Source organism: Lysobacter sp. S4-A87 (assembly GCF_022637455.1).
In the GTDB taxonomy this organism is placed as follows: Bacteria; Pseudomonadota; Gammaproteobacteria; order Xanthomonadales; family Xanthomonadaceae; genus Lysobacter_J.
In genome coordinates this window covers 1,548,222-1,565,994 of the sequence record NZ_CP093341.1, presented here as the reverse complement: position 1 = coordinate 1,565,994, position 17,773 = coordinate 1,548,222, and the positions used below count along the sequence as shown (strand labels likewise).

At 68.5% G+C, this 17,773-nt stretch carries 12 protein-coding genes; 2 read left to right on the top strand and 10 right to left on the bottom strand.

Annotation, left to right across the window (positions count from 1 at the left end; translation table 11 throughout):
• Nucleotides 1-43: 43 nt before the first annotated feature.
• The 7 genes from MNR01_RS07130 to MNR01_RS07095 all read right to left on the bottom strand — a co-directional run bounded on the left by MNR01_RS07130 (nucleotide 44) and on the right by MNR01_RS07095 (nucleotide 11,640).
• The gene (locus MNR01_RS07130; RefSeq protein ID WP_241920224.1) at nucleotides 44-2,227 is read right to left on the bottom strand and encodes a TonB-dependent receptor; all 2,184 of its coding nucleotides are present in this window, start codon (nucleotides 2,225-2,227) and stop codon (nucleotides 44-46) included.
• An 84-nt stretch (nucleotides 2,228-2,311) separates the two neighbouring features.
• On the bottom strand, nucleotides 2,312-2,722 hold the full coding sequence (locus tag MNR01_RS07125; protein ID WP_241920223.1) for a DUF2946 family protein: 411 nt from the start codon (nucleotides 2,720-2,722) through the stop codon (nucleotides 2,312-2,314).
• Between the two features lie 104 nt (nucleotides 2,723-2,826).
• Complete coding sequence (locus MNR01_RS17525; protein ID WP_345779035.1) at nucleotides 2,827-4,854, bottom strand: glycosyl hydrolase family 18 protein; 2,028 nt, start codon at nucleotides 4,852-4,854, stop codon at nucleotides 2,827-2,829.
• Between the two features lie 548 nt (nucleotides 4,855-5,402).
• Complete coding sequence (locus tag MNR01_RS07110) at nucleotides 5,403-6,659, bottom strand: c-type cytochrome (RefSeq protein ID WP_241920222.1); 1,257 nt, start codon at nucleotides 6,657-6,659, stop codon at nucleotides 5,403-5,405.
• Nucleotides 6,656-7,240 (bottom strand): (2Fe-2S)-binding protein, encoded by a 585-nt coding sequence (locus MNR01_RS07105; protein ID WP_241920221.1) that lies wholly within the window; start codon nucleotides 7,238-7,240, stop codon nucleotides 6,656-6,658. The genes MNR01_RS07110 and MNR01_RS07105 overlap by 4 nt, the downstream gene beginning before the upstream one ends.
• A complete protein-coding gene (locus tag MNR01_RS07100) occupies nucleotides 7,237-10,083 on the bottom strand; it encodes a molybdopterin cofactor-binding domain-containing protein (RefSeq protein WP_241920220.1) in 2,847 nt (948 codons plus the stop codon). The genes MNR01_RS07105 and MNR01_RS07100 overlap by 4 nt, the downstream gene beginning before the upstream one ends.
• 159 nt (nucleotides 10,084-10,242) lie before the next feature.
• Entirely contained in the window at nucleotides 10,243-11,640 is a 1,398-nt protein-coding gene (locus MNR01_RS07095; RefSeq protein WP_241920219.1) for an L-serine ammonia-lyase, read from the bottom strand.
• Nucleotides 11,641-11,788: 148 nt separating this feature from the next.
• Here MNR01_RS07095 and MNR01_RS07090 point away from each other — a divergent pair, with 148 nt between their 5' ends.
• Nucleotides 11,789-12,061, top strand: a complete 273-nt coding sequence (locus MNR01_RS07090) for a glutaredoxin family protein (protein ID WP_241920218.1) — start codon at nucleotides 11,789-11,791, stop codon at nucleotides 12,059-12,061.
• A 7-nt stretch (nucleotides 12,062-12,068) separates the two neighbouring features.
• Here the strand turns inward: MNR01_RS07090 and MNR01_RS07085 are convergent, their stop codons facing one another.
• From MNR01_RS07085 to MNR01_RS07075, 3 genes are read right to left on the bottom strand one after another with little or no spacing between them, the layout of a single operon-like run.
• Nucleotides 12,069-12,677 (bottom strand): YceI family protein, encoded by a 609-nt coding sequence (locus tag MNR01_RS07085; RefSeq protein WP_241920217.1) that lies wholly within the window; start codon nucleotides 12,675-12,677, stop codon nucleotides 12,069-12,071.
• Nucleotides 12,677-13,258, bottom strand: a complete 582-nt coding sequence (locus MNR01_RS07080) for a cytochrome b (RefSeq protein WP_241920216.1) — start codon at nucleotides 13,256-13,258, stop codon at nucleotides 12,677-12,679. The genes MNR01_RS07085 and MNR01_RS07080 overlap by 1 nt, the downstream gene beginning before the upstream one ends.
• A complete protein-coding gene (locus MNR01_RS07075; RefSeq protein WP_241920554.1) occupies nucleotides 13,255-13,995 on the bottom strand; it encodes a YceI family protein in 741 nt (246 codons plus the stop codon). The genes MNR01_RS07080 and MNR01_RS07075 overlap by 4 nt, the downstream gene beginning before the upstream one ends.
• A gap of 204 nt (nucleotides 13,996-14,199) precedes the next feature.
• On the opposite strand from MNR01_RS07075, the gene MNR01_RS07070 reads away from it, so the two are divergent.
• The gene (locus MNR01_RS07070) at nucleotides 14,200-17,736 is read left to right on the top strand and encodes a hybrid sensor histidine kinase/response regulator (RefSeq protein ID WP_241920215.1); all 3,537 of its coding nucleotides are present in this window, start codon (nucleotides 14,200-14,202) and stop codon (nucleotides 17,734-17,736) included.
• Nucleotides 17,737-17,773: the final 37 nt, after the last annotated feature.

Below are 17,773 nucleotides of genomic sequence, written 5' to 3'. Positions count from 1 at the left end.
GCATCGCATGCCCGGGGCAGGATAGTGCCCCGGGCATCGCCACTCAGAATTCCCTGCGCAGCTCCAGCTCCCACGAACGCGGCTCGCCGAGATAGACCATGTCGGTACTGAGCGCGTAGGTGATGACGTCGCGGTCCGCGAGATTGCGGCCACGCACGGTCACGCTGGTGGCCGGATCGACCTGCCAGCGCAGGTGCGCACCCAGCACGCCATACCCCGCGGCCCGGGTCGTATTGGCGGTATCGGCATAACGCGACGACAGCGCGCGAAGGTCCAGGCCCGCGCTCCACTGCGGTGCGATCAGGTAATCCAGCCACAGGTTTGCCACGCGCGAAGGCGTGTTGGTCGGGCGATTGCCCGCGCGCGAAACCGGCACGCCACCGACGCTTTCGTAGAAGTCGTCGAGCGTGGCATCGACCCAGGCCAGGTTGCCGTCGATCGACAGCCCCTGCAGCGGCTTGATGCCAAAGGCCAGCTCGACGCCGCGCGAGGACTGCTGGCCGACCGGAAGCGTCTGACCCGGATTGGCCGGATCGGTGACCGCCAGGTTTTCGCGGACGATGTGGTACGCGGCCAGCGTGGCGAAACGGCAGCCATCACCGGACTGGAACTTGGCGCCGATCTCCTCCTGCCGGCCGGTGCTGAGGTCGAAGTCGCGCAGCGTGGCGAAGTTGGCGGTGGTGAGGATGCCCGCGGGTGGATCGGCCGACGTGGCGACCTGGATGTAGGTGCTCAGGGCCGGCGTCCACGCGTAGTCGAGCGCGATGCGTCCGGTGGTCGGTGCGTAGTCGTGCTGGAAGCGCGCCGGGTTGGTCGCGCTGGCTGCGCGGTGATTCACCACGTCCAGGTCGATCCGGTCATGGCGCAGCCCGGTCAGCAGCGACAGTCGCGGATTGAGATGCGTCAGGTTCTCGACGAACAGTGCCTGCGTGTGGAGCCGGTTGGTGCGGTCAGGGCGATAGACCTGCCCGGCGCCGGGCACGTCGAAGAAGCTGCCGGGCGTCACCGCAGCGAGCGGTACCGTGTCGACCACGCCGGGCAGCGACAGCGGGAAACGCGTCTGCCGGTTGTAGCTCACGTCCAGGCCAGCACTCCATTGCGTAGGCAGTGTCGCCAGCGTGCCTTCATGCGACCACTCGACGCGATCGCCGAACAGTTGCTGGTCGTGGCGTTGCAGCAGCGCGCCGGAGCGGATCACGCCGTGCCGGTCGGGCGTCAGCCGGTAGGACTCGACGTTGCGGTAGTCGCGCAGTGCGTCGTAGTGGTAGAGCGTGTTGCGGACCCCGGTCTGGTCCGACACCTGCCATTCCAGCAGCGAGCGCGCCCACAGCACCTGCTGGCCGTAGTGGCCGTCGGCGACGTTGTAGTTGCTGGTGCGGGTGCCGTCGACCATCCGCAGGGTTCCGTCGTCGCGGTAGGTCGGCGTGCCCCAGTACGGACGCTCGCTGTCCTCGTCCTGGTATTCCAGGGCGAGGGTATGGCTGAGGTTGCCGGTCAGCTGATCCAGCCACGACAGCGCCAGCGTCGTGGCTTCGCGCTGGTTGCGGTCGGCCCAGCCGTCGGTATGCGACCACGCCGCGTCGGCGCGGATGGCGTTGTGCGCATCTTCGCCACCGATGCGCTGGTTGGTTCCGCCGGCGAGCATGCCGCTGCCGAACGAACCCGCCGTAGCGAGCAGCTGCGTGCTGTCGCGATCGAGCCGGGCGAGGCGGCTGACGTAGTTGATCGAGCCGCCGACCGCGCCGGCGCCGTGCAGGAAGCTCGAGGGACCGCCAATCGCCTCCACCCGCTCGTAGATCCAGCCATCGACCGGCCGCGCGGCGATCGCGTCGTACTGCACGCCGATGCCGTTGAACAGCTGCGCGATCTGCGCGCCGGAGAAGCCGCGCCAGGTCACGGCATTGCCATTGCCGGGTGGCGAGGCCACTGCCAGCCCCGGGATGCCGAACAGCGCTTCCTGGGTGTTGCGGACGCCGCGATCGTCCATGGTCTTGCGGTCGACCACGGTGATGGAGGCGGGGGTTTGCTGCAGGCTCAGCTTCAGGCGCGTGCCGGCGGCGGCGGAAGCGTCGAGCGGGTGGTTGGAGGCAGCGACTTCGATCCGGTCGAGGGTGGTCGCGTCGGCGTTGGCGGCATCATCGGCCCGGGCGACAAAGGGAAGCGCGCAGGCGAGCGCGGCCGGGATCGCCGCGCACAGGCGCGACGACGACGGGAATGGGGATGGCATGGAAACTCCAAAGCACAAGTGCACGCGGCGTCATCGCTGCATGCGGGTATCAGATAGCCGCCGGTAGCGGCCAGGCCTTGTGGTTCAGAGGGCCAGCGGCGGGCCGCGCGAGCCCAGGCCGCAGGGATGCCAGCGTGCTCCTGGCAACGCGGTGCGTCGCGGTGGCGCCTGGCGTTGCCGTTGCGCCGCGGCCAGCGCGAACACCACGCACAGCACCAGTGCGACCAGCGTGTTGAGCACGGGGCAGTAGGCGCAGTCCTGCATCGGCAGGTCGCCGCCGGGGTTGGGCGTGACCGGATCCAGCGGGTTGGCAGCGCCCGCGGACACCTTGACCAGCTTGAGGCCGGCCATGGTGCACATCTGCGTCCACACGCCGCCGTCGCGTGCGCCGGACACGCCGGCCAGCAATCGACCGACCGTCGGCATAAGCAGGAGCAGCAGCATGGTGGCCAGCGCCAGCAGGCTCATTCGACGGTGGAAGGGGGAGTGGCGCATGGGGTGGCGAATTATATAGCCGCCCCGGGCGCGGCCCAAAAAAAGAGCGCCGATCGGGGATCGGCGCTGAGGGTCAAAACCCGAGGAGGGTTCTGGAGAGGGGGTTATCTGAGTCCGTTGCTCATCGTGTTCACGAGCGTGCCCTGGGCGTCGTCGCCGCTGAACTCCCAGAAGAACGCACCGCCGAGGTTCTGCGCCTTCACGTAGCCCATCTTCTCGGTGACCAGGGCCGGCGTGTCGTAGCTCCAGAACGTGTTGCCGTCGTACTTCCAGGTCGCACGCGCGTTGGCATCGGTGTAGATCGTGCCGGGGCGGTCCTTGAGCACCTTGTAGTCCTCGTTGCCGGCTTCATACGTGCCCGGCGCGGCGGTGCCGCTCTGGTACAGGCCGTTGTTGACGTTCGGCACGTTGGTCCAGCCGCGACCGTAGAAGCCAATGCCGATGTTGAGCTTGGACGCCGGCACGCCACGGCTCAGGAACGCTTCGATCGCATCGTTGCTGTTGTAGAACTTCTGGTCGCCCGTGGACGGATCGTTGGGCGAGTCGAACAGCGACGAGTGATGGTTGGTCTGCGCATCCCACGTGCCGTGGAAGTCGTAGGTCATCACGTTGATGTAATCGAGGTACTGCGAGTAGGTCGCCGGGTCGGTGACGCGGACTTTGTCGACACCGGCACCTGCGGCGATGGTCAGCAGCAGGCCCGGCCGCACCGCATCGAGCTGGCGGCGGAACTCGGCCAGCAGCGCGGTGAAGTTGGCGTTGTCTGCAGCCGTACCGCAGCTCAGGCCACAGGCAACCGGGTACTCCCAGTCGATGTCGATGCCGTCGAACACGCCCGCAGCCGCGCCCGGACCACCGGCACCGTCGGTCACCGGCACGTTGCCCCTGATGTAGGCATCCACGCACGAGGCGACGAAAGCCTGGCGGTTGGCCGCGCTGGCGGCGCTGGAGAAGTTGCGCGAGTAGGTCCAGCCGCCCAGCGAGATCAGCACCTTCAGGTTCGGGTACTTGGCCTTGAGTTGCTTGAGCTGGTTCCAGCTGCCACGCAGCGGCTGGTTCCAGGTGTCGGCCGTGCCACTGACGCTCTCGCCGGCACCGAACGCCTTGGTGTAATCGGCGAACGCATCGCCGCCGACGCCGGTGTTCGGATCGGAGGCCTGGGTGACGCCGACTTCGCAGCGGTTGTTGCGGACGTTGCCGAAGGCGTAGTTGATGTGCGTCATCTTCGCCGCCGAACCGCTGGTGTCGATGTTCTTGACGCGGTAGTTGCGACTGTAGATGCCCCACTGCACGAAGTAGCCGATCACGCGCTTGTTGCCGGTGCCGCCACCGCCGGTGAGCGTGGTCGCGCTGACCGCTGCACTTTGCGCCGACGCATTGGCCGGACTGGCGTTATCGCGGGCGCGCACGGTGAACGAATAGGTCGTGCTCGCAGCCAGGCCGCTGCTGGTGTAGCTGGTGCCGGCTGGCGAGGCGATCAGGCTGCCATTCCTGTAGACGTCATAGCCGGCTACGCCGGTGCCGCCGGTGTTGTCGGTGGAGGCGTTCCAGCTCAGGCCGATGCTGCTCGACGAAAGCGCGCTGGCGGCCAGTCCGGTCGGCACGCTGGGTGGCGTGGTGTCGACCGGTGGCGTACCGGCAACCGTGATGGTGCTGGTGGCCGACGTCGTCGTGGCGCCCAGGTTGTCGGTGGCGATGGCCTTGAAGGCATGAGTGCCCGCAACGGCGTTCGACCAGGTCACCGCATAAGGCGCACTGGTGTCGACCCCGAGCGAGGCAGTGCCGCGGAAGAACTCGACCTTGCTGACACTGCCGTCGCTGTCGGCGGCATTGGCGGTCACCGCGATATTGCTGCCGGCGCTGTAGCTGCCGCCATTGGCCGGTGCTGTCAGGCTCACGGTGGGGGCCTGGTTGCCGCCACCGGTGCCGCATACGCCGAGGTCCTGGTACCAGCCGCAGCTGGGACAGTGGGTCGGTGGCGCGTTCCAGATCTGGATGTTGGCCTGGTACAGGTGGTTCTGGTAGACGAGCTTGTCGCCCGGGTTGTAGATCGTCGACGAGTTCCAGGCCGGTACCGCCGCACAGGATGCGGACTGGGCCTGGGCAGTTGGCAAGGCAACGAGTGCGAGCAAGCCGGACAGCAATAGACCGGCGGGTCGTGCAGCTTTCCCTGATGCGTATCTCACGAGCATCCCTCCCATACGAGATTGACCACCACACATGCCGGCCCTTCCGGGCAGGCTCCTATTTCCTTGCGGAAATGCATGCGGCGACGCGGCGGTGCCTGCGTGCGCGGGAGGGGAGATGGCGGCGCCGATCGGTCGGCGCCGACGGAGTGGTGCCGATCCGGGCCTGACGGGTCCAAACGTGGTTGGTCCAGCACGCCTCGCCTCCGGGAAGGTCGACGGCCGTCCTGGCCGCGTCTTCTGACAACGTTGTCAGCTCAGGTCAGCGAGATATGTGTCGTAGCGCACATTTTCTGCCGCGCATTGGGCAGGAAGGCGACGAACGGCTGGGATTGTCACGCGTTATAGCGTAGGAAAGTCGCCGTCTTAACAATTGGCTTGTAGACAACATGCCCGGGCGACGGACATGGCTCAGGACAGACGCCAGCGTGAGGCCACAGCTTCGCTGCTCCCGTTCGCAACGCGAAGGGAGGGCCGGGAATCCGGGCATTGGGTCAGCGCTGCTTCCGCAGTTCGGCTACCGCCGACGCGTCGACCGCAGTCGCCTGGGCGCCGTGGCGCTGGCGCAACCAGGTAGCAAGTGCGGCCACCTGCGCATCGTCGAGGTCGTCGGCAAAGCCTGGCATGTCCTGCATCCGCGCAATCCCGGGGAAGTCGTGCACGGGCAAGCCGTCGAGAATCGCCACGATCAGGTTGTGCGGGTTGCTGTCGTGCACGGCGGTGTTGCGCCGCAGGCTCACCGCGACGTTGGGTACGCCTTCGCCATCACGTCCGTGGCAACCCGAGCAAAGGTCCAGGTAATGCCGCTGCCCGGGTCCAGCAGTCGTCGCGGCCCTCGCCACGGTCTTCGGCGGCAGCGGCGCGTCGCCGAGCAGATACACCGCGATTGCGTGCACATCCTCGCGACGCAGGCGGCTGGTCGACAGGTCGACCACGCGCAGCATTTCGTCCGATGCCACGGCCTGCGCGCTGACCCCGGTGGCCAGGTACTGCTGCAGCGAGGCCGCGTCCCAGCCGCGAGCGGCCAGCCCTTGCGGAGTGATGTCGGGCGCGGCGAAGCGACCGAGCTTGGTGCTGCCGGCCATCGGCCGGTCGCGGTCGATCTGGCCGAGCAAGCCGCGGGGACTGTGGCATTCGCCGCAGTGGCCCAGGGTTTCCACCAGGTAGTGTCCGCGCTTCCATTCGGCACTGCTGCCCTGCGAAGCGGAGCGCACCTGCGGGTGCGCGAACAACAGGTTCCAGCCATGCAGCGCGGTGCGGATGTTGGCCGGGAAGCGCACGCCGTTCTTGCGGTTGGGCACGTTCGCCGCAGGCTGGTTCATCACGAATGCGTAGATCGCATCGCTGTCGGCGCGGCTGATCGTGCGGTACGACACGTACGGCATGGCCGGGTACAGCTGATGGCCGTCGCGCGCTTCGCCGTGGGTCAGCGCGTGGAAGAAATCGTCGGCGGTGTAGCGGCCGATGCCGTGCTCGCCGTCGGGGGTGATGTTGGTGCCGTGGATCGTGCCGAATGGCGAATGCAGCGGAACGCCGCCGGCCAGTGGTGCGCCACCGTGCGCGGTATGGCAGCCGGCGCAGTCGGCCGCATCGGCCAGGTAGCGGCCGCGCTCGATCTGCGCGGGCGTCGCCTGGACCTTCTGGACCGGTCCGCGGTTCGACCACCAGCGTGAGATCCAGCCGATCAGCAGCACGGCCACGACGATCAGCAACAGCCAGGCGAAGATGCGCTTCCAGCCGACGCGGGTCATGGCGCGCGCTCCTTGCCGCCCTCGACCAGGCCGCCCTTGACCAGGCCGGGCGTGGCCAGCACCAGCGCCTTCACTGCCTGGTAGTAGCGCACGTAGCCGGTGCAGCGGCACAGGTGCGGATTCAACGCCTCGCTGATCGTGTCCTCGACCTGGTCGTTGCTGATGGGAGCTTTGCGCAGGCGTTCGAGCAGTACCGTGGCGGCGTTGACGAAGCCGGGCGTGCAGTAGCCGCACTGGAAGCTGAAGTGATCGAGGAAGGCCTGCTGCACCGGGGACAGCTCGACGATCGTGCCGGCGTCATCGCGCCTGGCGTGGCCTTCGACCGTGCGGATGCGCTTGCCGTCGAAATAGTGTGCCCCGGTGATGCAGCTGCGCACTTCGCGCGGGCCGCGCTCGTCGTCGACGATCACGGTGCAGGCGCGGCATTCACCCTGGCCGCAGCCGAAGCGCGTGCCGGTCAGCCCCAGGTACTCGTGCAGGACATCGACCAGCATCATGTCCTCGGGCACGTCGATGGGCCCGTGGGCGACGCCGTTGACCTGCAGCGACAGGGGGCGCCGCCTGGCTGGAATCGTGCTCATGCCGTCTGCTCCTGCACACGGCCGGCGACCAGGGCGGCGCGGACCTTCTCGGCGGTCACTGGAAGTTCGCGAAAGCGCAGCCCGGTGGCGTGGGCGATGGCATTCACGATCGCCGGCACCACCGCGATCATCACCACCTCGGCCATGCCCTTGGGCGGGTCGCTGGCCGACAGCGCCGGCAACACTTCGCCAGTCTGCTTCCACACCGCGACATCGGCGGCGCGTGGCAGGGTGTAGCGGTTGAAGTTCCAGGTGCCGTCACCGGGGCCGTCTTCGTACAGCGGCAGGTATTCGTGCAGGGCGTGGCCGATGCCCATCGCCAGGCCGCCCTGCAGCTGTCCGGAGACCAGTTCGGCAACGATCGGGTTGCCGCACTCGAGCACGGAATGGTGATTGATCAGCTCGACCTTGCCGCTGGCCGTGTCGACCGCGACTTCCGCGATCGTGCCGATGGCGCTGTAGTAAACGACGCCCGCGTTGTTGCGCTGGGTCGGCGGGTAGAACACGCGGGTGCGTTCGATCATGCGATAGCCGTTGGCCGTGGCGGTGCCCTTGCCGGTGCTTCCTTCCGCGCCCCAGCGCAGGGCGATGGCATCCAGTGGCAGGCGCGCGTCTTCGCCGTCGAGCGGGAAATCGGCTTCGGCCCATTGCCAGCGGTTGAACGTGTGGACGATCGCACCGGTGGCCAGGCCAAGTTCGTAGGCCTTGGCGACAAGCTGCTGCAGCGGCAGTCCGGCCAGGCCGCCGGCGGTGAGCCGGCCATCGACCCAGTGGGCGTCCTCACGTCGAATCGCCAGCGGTGCCAGCTGGCCGCCGCCGAAGCCCTCGCTCCATATCGCCCTGGCCGCGGGCCACAGGCCCTGCGTGAACAACAGCCGTGCGGCCTCGCGCGTGGCATGGCTGAAGAAGTACGCCGAGTTGCTGGCGCTGCTCGGACTGCAGACGTGCGGCGTCCAGCGTGGGTTGCCGACATTGCGGTCCTGCTCGGCCTGCTGCATCAGCCACGGGTCGCCGGTCGCGATCATCGGCAGTTCCGGCCAGTGCGTCTCGCCAGTGCGAACGTCGTCGGCCGGTTTGCCCAGCCACGGAATGCACAGCGCCGACTGGCTGGTCGCCATGCCCGTGCCCATGTCGACACCGATGTGGCGCAGCAGCAGGCGACCGTCCGGGGCGAAGGCCACCTCGACGAACGCCGCTTCGGCACCGGTGCCGAAATCCTTCTGCACGCAACCGAAGCCGATGCCATGGCGCTTGCCCGGATGCGTCGCTTCGTACTCGCGCTTGCGCTTGTCGCGGTCGCGCCACAGCGGATGCGCGCGGCACTGGGCCAGCACCTCGTCGGCTCGTTGTGCGCCGCCGGGGATCGCACCCTGGGTGTTCTTCATGCCGGTAGTAAACACATTGCGCTGGCGCAGCTCGATCGGATCGAGCTTGAGCTCGGCGGCGACTTCGTCGACCAGCATCTCGGTCGCGCCCATGCTCTGCAGCGTGCCGTAGCCGCGCGCGGAGCCGCAATCGAGCGCGCGCGAGGAGATCACCGTGCTGGCCAGGTCGCTTTGCGGGAAGTAGTAGATCGACTGCGCCGCGGTTGCCGCCACCAGGCACACCGATGGCGAGAAATTCAGGCGGCCGCCGCCGTCGCCGACCATGTCGCCCTGGAAGATCCCGAACTTGCCGGTCTTGCGATCGACCGCGATGCGATAGCGGATGCGGAAACTGTGCCGCTTCAGGCTCGACTGGAACTGCTCGTAGCGATCATTGGCCAGCCGCACCGGCCGGCCGTCGCCGTACAGGCCGGCCATCAGCACGTAGAACGGGAACGGGGTGTGGTCCTTGGAGCCGTAGCCGACCGTGTAGCAGGGATGCAGCACCAGGTTCTTCACGTTCAGCCCGCTCGCGGCGAGCACGCGCGGGCCATCCTCGGCGATTTCCTGCGGCGACTGCGTGGCCACGACCAGGTGCAACGTGGCGTTGGCGGCGTCGAACCAGGCATTGCCGTTGTCGGGTTCGAGCGCGGCGGTGTCGATGGACTGCGAGAAGTACTCGCGCTGCAGCACCAGCTGGTCGTCGCCTGGCGCGTCCAGCGCCGCTGCGATCGTGGCGGCGTGGGCGGCGCCCTGGGCATCGAGTCCGCCGCGCGGATTGGCCTGCGGCCACAGCGGGCGCTTTTTGCTGTAGCCCGACGGAAACAGGGGAGTGTCCTTCAGGCTGGAATAGGCATCGTCGTCGAATGCGGTCGCGCCGCCGACGCGGACGTAGCGGAAGGCGGCCCACGGATCGCGCTCCAGCGGGCCGGTGCTGGCGCCGTAACGGACGATGTCGTCGCGGAACTTGAGAGTGGTCTTGGCGGCGCGGAAACGGGCGAAGTCGTGCCAGACCAGCAGGGCGACGGCATGGCCGAGATAGGCCGGCGTATTGCCCTCCGGCAGCAGCATGTCCTCGCCGTAGAACGGCGGGAACTGCACGCCGTCGCGCTGCAGGTCGGCGGCCGTGACGACGCGATCGGGCCGCAGTGCATCGCCGAGCATCGACAGATCGAAGCCGGCGTAGGCGCGGTCGGCGCGGGTCGCGCGCAGCAGCATCGCGTGCGCCTGCTGATCCGGCCAGCCCGGCAGGTCGCGGCCGCGCATGTCGAAGCTGAAGACCTTCTCGCCGGTGACCTTGGCGGTTGCGTCGATGCGGTAACGGATCTTGCCGGTGCCAGGATCCCAGGGCAGTGGCCGCAGGCGCTGCTGCTCGAACAGCGCGGCCAGCGCGGCGCTGCCCGGTGCAGCGATATACACGCTGATGCCCGCGACGACGGTGCATTTGAGGAAGTCGCGACGACTCACTCGGGCTGGCATGGGCAACACTCCGGCTGGCCTGTGGCGGATGGTAACCACAGTGCCGGGAACGGCGTGTTGGCGGTGTGTGAGGGGCTTTGGCCCCTGCCGGCGGCGGCCGTCTGCAGGATGCCTGGTGCGGAACCCGGGTGCGCTGCGCTTACCCGGGCTACGGGGCGCTCAGCACTCGATCACGTTGACCGCGAGGCCACCGCGCGAGGTTTCCTTGTACTTGTCCTGCATGTCGCGGCCGGTGTCGCGCATGGTCTTGATGACCTTGTCGAGGCTGACCTTGTGCTTGCCGTCGCCACGCATCGCCATGCGGCTGGCGTTGATCGCCTTGACCGCGCCCATCGCATTGCGCTCGATGCACGGAATCTGGACGAGGCCGCCGATCGGGTCGCAGGTCAGGCCGAGGTTGTGTTCCATGCCGATCTCGGCGGCATTCTCGATCTGGCTGGAGGTGCCGCCGATCGCCGCCGTGAGGCCGGCGGCCGCCATCGAGCAGGCCACGCCGACTTCGCCCTGGCAGCCGACCTCGGCGCCGGAGATGCTGGCGTTTTCCTTGTAGAGGATGCCCACCGCGGCGGCGGTCAGCAGGAACGTGCGCACGCCCTGGATGTTCGCGCCCGGGCAGAACCTGTCGTAGTAGTGCAGCACCGACGGAATGATGCCGGCGGCGCCGTTGGTCGGCGCGGTGACGACGCGGCCACCGGCGGCGTTCTCTTCGTTGACCGCCAGGGCGTAGAGGTTGACCCAGTCGAGCGTCGTCAGCGGATCGCGCATGGCCGCTTCCGGACGCGATGTCAGCTCGGCGTGCAGGGTCGGCGCGCGGCGTGACACGTGCAGGCCGCCGGGCAGCGTGCCGTGGGCGCGGATGCCGCGGCCGACGCAGGCCTGCATCGCCTCCCAGATCTCGTCGAGACCGGCATCGATCTCTTCCGCCGTGCGCCAGACCTTTTCGTTGGCGTACATCAGCTGGGCAATGGTCAGGCCGCTCTCGCGCGCCCGCGCCAGCAGTTCGTCGCCGGAACCGAACGGGTAGGGCTGCTCGGTCTCGTCGGCGACGATGCGGTCCTCGGCCGCCTCGTCCTGGTTGACCACGAAGCCGCCACCGACGGAGTAGTAGTCGCGCGTGGCGATCACGTCGCCGGCGGCGTCGAACGCGGTGAAGCGCATGCCGTTGGTATGGAATGGCAGCTTCTGGCGCTTGTTCATGATGAGGTCGTGCTTCTCGTCGAAGCCGATCTCGTGCTCGCCGTGCAGGTGGATGCGCTTGCTGTTGCGGATGCGCTCGAGCGCCGGCGGGATGATGTCCGGATCGATCGCGTTGGGCAGGTGCCCTTCCAGTCCCATCAGCACCGCCTTGTCGGTACCGTGGCCGCGGCCGGTCAGCGCCAGCGAGCCGAAGACCTCGGCGCGGATGCGCGCAGTGCGCTGCAGGTCGCTGCCGTCGCCATTGCCGCCCTCGACCAGCCAGCGCTGGACGAAGCGCGCGGCAGCACGCATCGGGCCGACGGTATGGGACGAACTCGGACCGATGCCGATCTTGAACAAGTCGAAACTGCTGACGGCCACGTGGGGGCTACTCCGGAGAGGGCTGGCTGCGCGGGCGGATGCGCGCTGGCGGGATGCGAACAGGTAATCCGGCTATTCTACGCGCCCTGGCAGGGTCACCCTGCCATACCCTGCCGCATTGCCGATGCCCGGAACCGTGAGCGATTGGATGCCCCATTCCCTGCATGACTCGATCCCTGCCGCCGCACCTGCGCTGACGCTGTTCCAGCGTGACGACTGCCACCTGTGCGATCTGGCGCTGGAAGTGCTGGCGGTGGCGCGCGTGCCCGAATTCGAGAGCGTGTTCATCGACGCCGACGACGGCCTGGAGCTGCGCTATGGCGTGCGCGTGCCGGTGCTGCGCGACGAGGGCCGCGGTATCGAGCTGGACTGGCCGTTCGACCTAGAACGGCTGCGGGCATTCCTCGCAGAACCGGCGTAGGCGCGAGCTACTTCGCCGGGTCGAACACGACCTTGGTGCTCACTGCCACTTCGTTGGGGATCGCCGCGGTATCGGCCCAGTCGCCGCCGCCGACACCGAAGTCCAGGCGCTTGATCGTGGCCTTGCCGGCCAGCACCGGCTTGGCGCCAGGCGTCCAGGTGAAGGTCAGCGTCACCGGCTTGCTGACGCCGCGCAGGCTCAGCGAACCATCGGCCGCGTACTGGTTGCCGCCGAGGCTGCGGAACTTCGTCGCGGTGTAGCGGGCCTGGGGGAACTTGCCCGACGCAAAGAAATCGCTGCCCTTCAATGCATCGTCGCGATCGGTGTTGGCGGTGGTCGCAGAAGCCAGCGGGATGGTCACGTCGAGCTTGGCGGTGGCCAGTTGCTGCGGATCGAAACTGAAACTGGTGACGAAGCCGGGGAAGCGACCGGTGAAGACTTCGCCTTCGTACTTGCTGGCAAAGGTCAGCGTCGAGCCCGCGGCCTGCACATAGTTGGCGGCGAAGGCGGGCGTGGCCAGCAGCAGCGACGCGGCCACGCTCGCAGCCAGGGTGAAGCGCTGGCTCGTCCTCGACAGGCTCGACTTCAGCGGGCTCGACTTCAAGTGGATGAACATCAGCGGATCTCCGAAGCGGGGGAAGGGGCGCGGCGCCGGCCCGGAAGCATGCGGGACAAGGTGGCGTCGTGCTGAAAGAGGTGGTGGTACAGCGCTGCCGCCGCGTGCACGGCAACCAGCGCGATCAGGATCCAGAACAACCATTCGTGCCAGTCACGCACCAGCGGCTGCAGTTCCTGGCTGGGGGCGGCGATCTTGGGCATCTTGAACAGTCCGAACCAGCGCATCGGACGCAGGCCACTGACCGAGTCGTACAGCCAGCCCGACAGCGGCACGGCGAACGTCAACGCATACAGCAGGCCGTGGGTGACGGTGGCGATTCGATGCTGCCAGCCCGGCGTTCCCGGCACCGCCTGCGGCGCGCCGGCGACCAGGCGCCAGGCCAGGCGCAGCAACATCAGGGCGAGCACGCTGATGCCGAACGACTTGTGCAGGTCGTAGACCCAGAAATAGCGCGGCGATTTCGGCAGCTCGACCATGATCAGGCCGACCACGCCGAGCCCGAGGATCAGCAGCACGATCAGCCAGTGCAGCAGCTGGCTGATGGCGCCCCAGCGGTCGGCAGTGTTCTTCAAGGTCATGGAGTCGTTTCCGGTGCGGGTTCCTGGGTGGCCGGCGGGTCGCTCGGCGGTTCCGTGCCCGGTGGTTTGACGGCGGGCTCGGAGGTTGGCTCGGTGGCCGGCTGCGCTTCGCCGGCTGGCGGCACGGCGTCATTGGCCGGTTCGCCTGCACCGCGATCGCGCAGGGCCTCGGCCTCGATGCGCAGGTCGACCCGATCGCCGATCACGTTCTTCCAGGCGGTCATGCCGAAATCCGCGCGGCTGAGGCTGGCCGTGGCGGAGAACCCGGCGGTGCGGCGGAACGGCGGCAGCGGATGGCGCTTGACCGCGTTGAGGGTGACGTCCATGCACAGCGGCTTGCTGACACCGCGCAGGTTCAGTTCGCCGCAGACCTTGGCATGGTCGACATCGACCGGCTCGACCGTGGCGGAAACGAAGTGCGCCACCGGATACCGTTGCGCGTCGAGCAGGTTGGCCGCGAGCACGGCCTTGTTCCATTTGCCATCACCCAGGTCGAGGCGTTGCAGCGGCACCTGCACGTCGAGCCGCGCCGACTTCCAGTCGTCACGGTCGAACACCAGGGTGCCGGTGCTGCCCGATACGGTGCCCAGCGCATGCGAGAAGCCCGCGTGCTCCACCGCAAACAGCACGCGGGTGTGCACCGGGTCGAGCGACCAGGTCTCCGGCGGCGCCGCCATGGCCAGCGCCGGCGCGATGCCGAGCAGGACGAACACGCGGGTGCAACGGGTTCGTGGCATCGGTCTGGGGCTCATGGCGGGCGATCCCGGGGGCGGCAATCCAAGGGAGCGATTCTAGGGGAGTGATTCTAGGCGCAGGCGGGTGAACGGGTCCGTGGACGCCCGCAACGGATCGTTGCAGGCATCGGCCCAGCCGCCGTGGACTTGCGCCGCACCGGCGCTTCGACCAGCCTAGCGGCGGGGACAGGAAGCCGGACAGGGGCAATGCGGACACGAGCGATCGCAAGGATGGTGCTGCTGCTGTGGCTGGCAAGTGCAGCGCTCTGGCCGGTCCACGCCGCCGTTCCGGAGACCCCGCGGCCGCGCCAGATCACCGTGGCCGATGGCCTGCCGTCCAACCGCATCAACGGCATCACCGAAGACCACAACGGCTATCTGTGGATCGCGACCAGCGACGGACTGGCGCGCTACGACGGCATCGGTTTCCGCATCTGGCGCGCCGAGCACGGCCTGCGCGACAACTTCGTCTGGGCCGTCCACGTCGATGCGCGCAACCGTGTCTGGATCGGCACCAGCCAGGCCGGGCTGGCGATGCTCGACACCGACCGCAAGCAGTTCCGTTACTACAACCGCGCCAACACGCCGCAGATCGGCAGCGACACCGTGTGGGCCGTGACCTCCACGCCCGACGGCTCGATCTGGTTCGGCACCTCGTTCGGCGGCCTGCACCGGCTCGATGGCGACGGCAAGGTCACCCGTTTCATGCCGCTCGCCGGCGACCCGCGCAGCCTGCCCGATGCCGAGGTCGGGCAGCTGGTGGTCGCGCCCGATGGCAGCCTCTGGGCCGGCACCAAGGGCGGCGTCGCGCGCTGGACCGGTCGCGCCTTCGAGCGCCTGCCGCCGAACGCGCTGAGTTCGCCGCTGGTCAACGGCATCACGGCCGAGGCCGACGGCACGCTCTGGTTCGCAACCCCGCGCGGCGTCGGCGTGCGCCACGTCGATGGTCGCGTCTCGGCGACGCCGTGGGCCGATGCGGGAATGAAGGACTCGATCCTGCATGTACTGCTGCGCGACCGCAGCGGCATGTACTGGTTCGACATCCCGCAGGGACTGGGTCGCGACGAGCACGGCAAGCTCAGTGTGGTGCCGCTCTACAGCGGCACGGCGCAGGGTCTCGTGCGTCCTGGCTGGGTGGGCGCGTACCAGGACCGCGAAGGTGGTCTGTGGTTTGCGAGCAGCAGCAACGGACTGTGGTACCTGCCGGCGAACTGGCGCCAGTTCGCGGTGATGTCGCGCCGCATCGACGACGCCACCTCGCTGGCCAACGCGCACGTTCGCGGCATCGCCCCGTCCGCGGATGGAACGATGTGGCTGGTCGGCAGCGGTGGCGTGCTCGACCGGCTCGACCCCGACAGCGGTGCGATCACCCATGTCGCGCGCGATGTCGGCGACGGCTACATCCTGTCGCACGTGCTGGAGGATCGATCCGGCGCGGTCTGGGTGAGTTATGTCGGCGGCCTGGCACGCATCGAAGCCGGATCGCACCGGTTGCGCCGCTGGAGCGTCGACGACGAGAGCGATCCGGCGCCGGCCGGCGAGAGCAAGCTGGTGGAGACCGGTGACGGCATGGTCTGGCTGATCACCGAGGACGGCGTCATGCAGGTGCGTTCGCCCGACGGCCGCATCCGCGAGACCATGGTGCCCGGCGAGGCCATCGGCCTGGCCAGCGACGTTTTCATCGAACAGGCCGGGTTGGGGCCGGACGGCGCTCTGTGGCTGGCTGGCAGCGCGGGCATGTCGCGATGGAACGCGGGCAGGCACCGCTTCGAGCCAATTCCCGGCGCAGGCCAGGGCCGCGTCCATGGCTTTGCCACCGATACGCGCGGCCAGGTCTGGCTGGCGCGCCTGGGCGAACTGGAGGCGTACCGCTGGGCCGGTTCGACGCTGCAGCGGGAATGGCGCATGGGCACCGACGACGGCCTGCCGCTGGTCGCCGCCGGCGGCCTGAGCGTGGACGCCGCCGGCATCGTCTGGATGTCGAGCGTGCGCGGCCTCACCCGGGTGGATCCGCAGCGGCGCGCGGTGCGCGTGTATGGCGTGCGCGACGGTTTGCCGAGCCAGGAGTTCGACATCGCGCCGGTGGCCAGTCGCCGCGACGGCAAGATCCTCGTCGGCAGTCCCGAGGGGCTGGTGCTGTTCGACCCTTCGACGGTGCGGCCGAACACGCAGGCGCCGCACCTGGTGATCGAGAGCATCGACGCCCGCCGCAGCGACCAGCGGATCTCGTTCTTCCCCGCGCGACCGTTCGAGATCCGCCATGACGACCGCGACCTGCGCATCGTCGCGCGGCTGCTGTCGTTCAATGACGCGCGCAATCATGCGTACAGGTTTCGCCTGGCGGGCTACGACAACGCCTGGGTCGAAGTCGGTTCGGTCGGCGAACGCGTCTTCTCGCAGCTGAAGCCGGGTCGCTACGACCTGCAGGTGGCGGCGCGCACGGCCGACAACGTCTGGTCGCGGGCGCAGACGATCTCGTTCACCGTGGCCGCTCCGTGGTGGCAGACCTGGCCGGCAATCGCCGGGTTTGTCGGGCTGGCGGCGTTGCTGGGGTGGTGGATGGCCGACGCCTACCGGCGTCGCCTCAAGCGCAGGCACGACTGGCAGCTGGCCCAGCAGGAGCGCGAGCTCGCCAAGCAGGCCTCGCTGGCCAAGACCCAGTTCCTCGCCACGCTCGGCCACGAAGTGCGCACGCCCATGACCGGCGTGCTGGGCATGAGCGAGCTGTTGATGGACACGCCGCTCGACCATCGCCAGCGCGGTTACGTCGATTCGATCCGTCGCGCCGGGCGCCACCTGCTGCGCCTGGTCAACGACGCACTGGACCTGGCGCGGATCGAATCGGGCAAGCTCGAACTCGCCGATGCGCCGTTCGCCCTGCACGAGGTGGTCGACGAGGCCGCCTCGCTGATGGCGCCCCTGGCGCGGCAACGCGGCCTGGCATTCAACGCCGACATCGGCACCGGTGCACCGGCCGGATTGCGTGGCGACGCCAACCGCGTCTGCCAGATCCTGCTCAACCTGCTCGGCAATGCCATCAAGTTCACCGAAAAGGGTTCGGTATCGCTGCGCGTGTCCGCGCTGTCGCCGCAGGGCGTGCGCTTCGAGGTCGCCGACACCGGCCCGGGCATCAGCGAGGAACAACTGGTGCGGCTGTTCCGGCGCTTCGAGCAGGCCGAAGGCGTACGCACGGCCGCGCGCTACGGTGGCAGCGGGCTGGGCCTGGCGATTTGCCAGGAGCTGGCCGAAGCCATGGGCGGCAGCATCCGCGTCGAAAGCACGCCGGGCGAGGGCGCCCGGTTCATCGTCGACCTTCCGCTCGCCGAAGCAGTGGCGCCATCGGCGCACGATGCTGGCGACGCACTGCTGGCATCGCGTGGCGGGCCGCTGTCGTTGCTGCTGGTCGAGGACGACCCGACCGTCGCCGAAGTCATCAGCGGCTTGCTGCGTGCGCAGGGGCATCGGGTAACGCATGCCGCGCATGGCCTGTCGGCACTGGCCGAAGCAGCCACCGCATCGTTCGACGCGGCGCTGCTCGACCTGGACCTGCCCGGCATGGATGGCCTTGCATTGGCCGAACAGTTGCGTGCGCAGGGCTTCAGCCGGCCGCTGCTGGCGATCACCGCGCGCGCCGACGCCGACGCCGAGCCACAGGCGACTGCGGCGGGATTCCATGGCTTCCTGCGCAAGCCGGTGACCGGGGCGATGCTGGCGGGCCTGCTCGAGGGCGTTCCGCGCCGGTAGCCTTGTGCGGAGCCCGCACAGCGTGGGTTGCAATGCT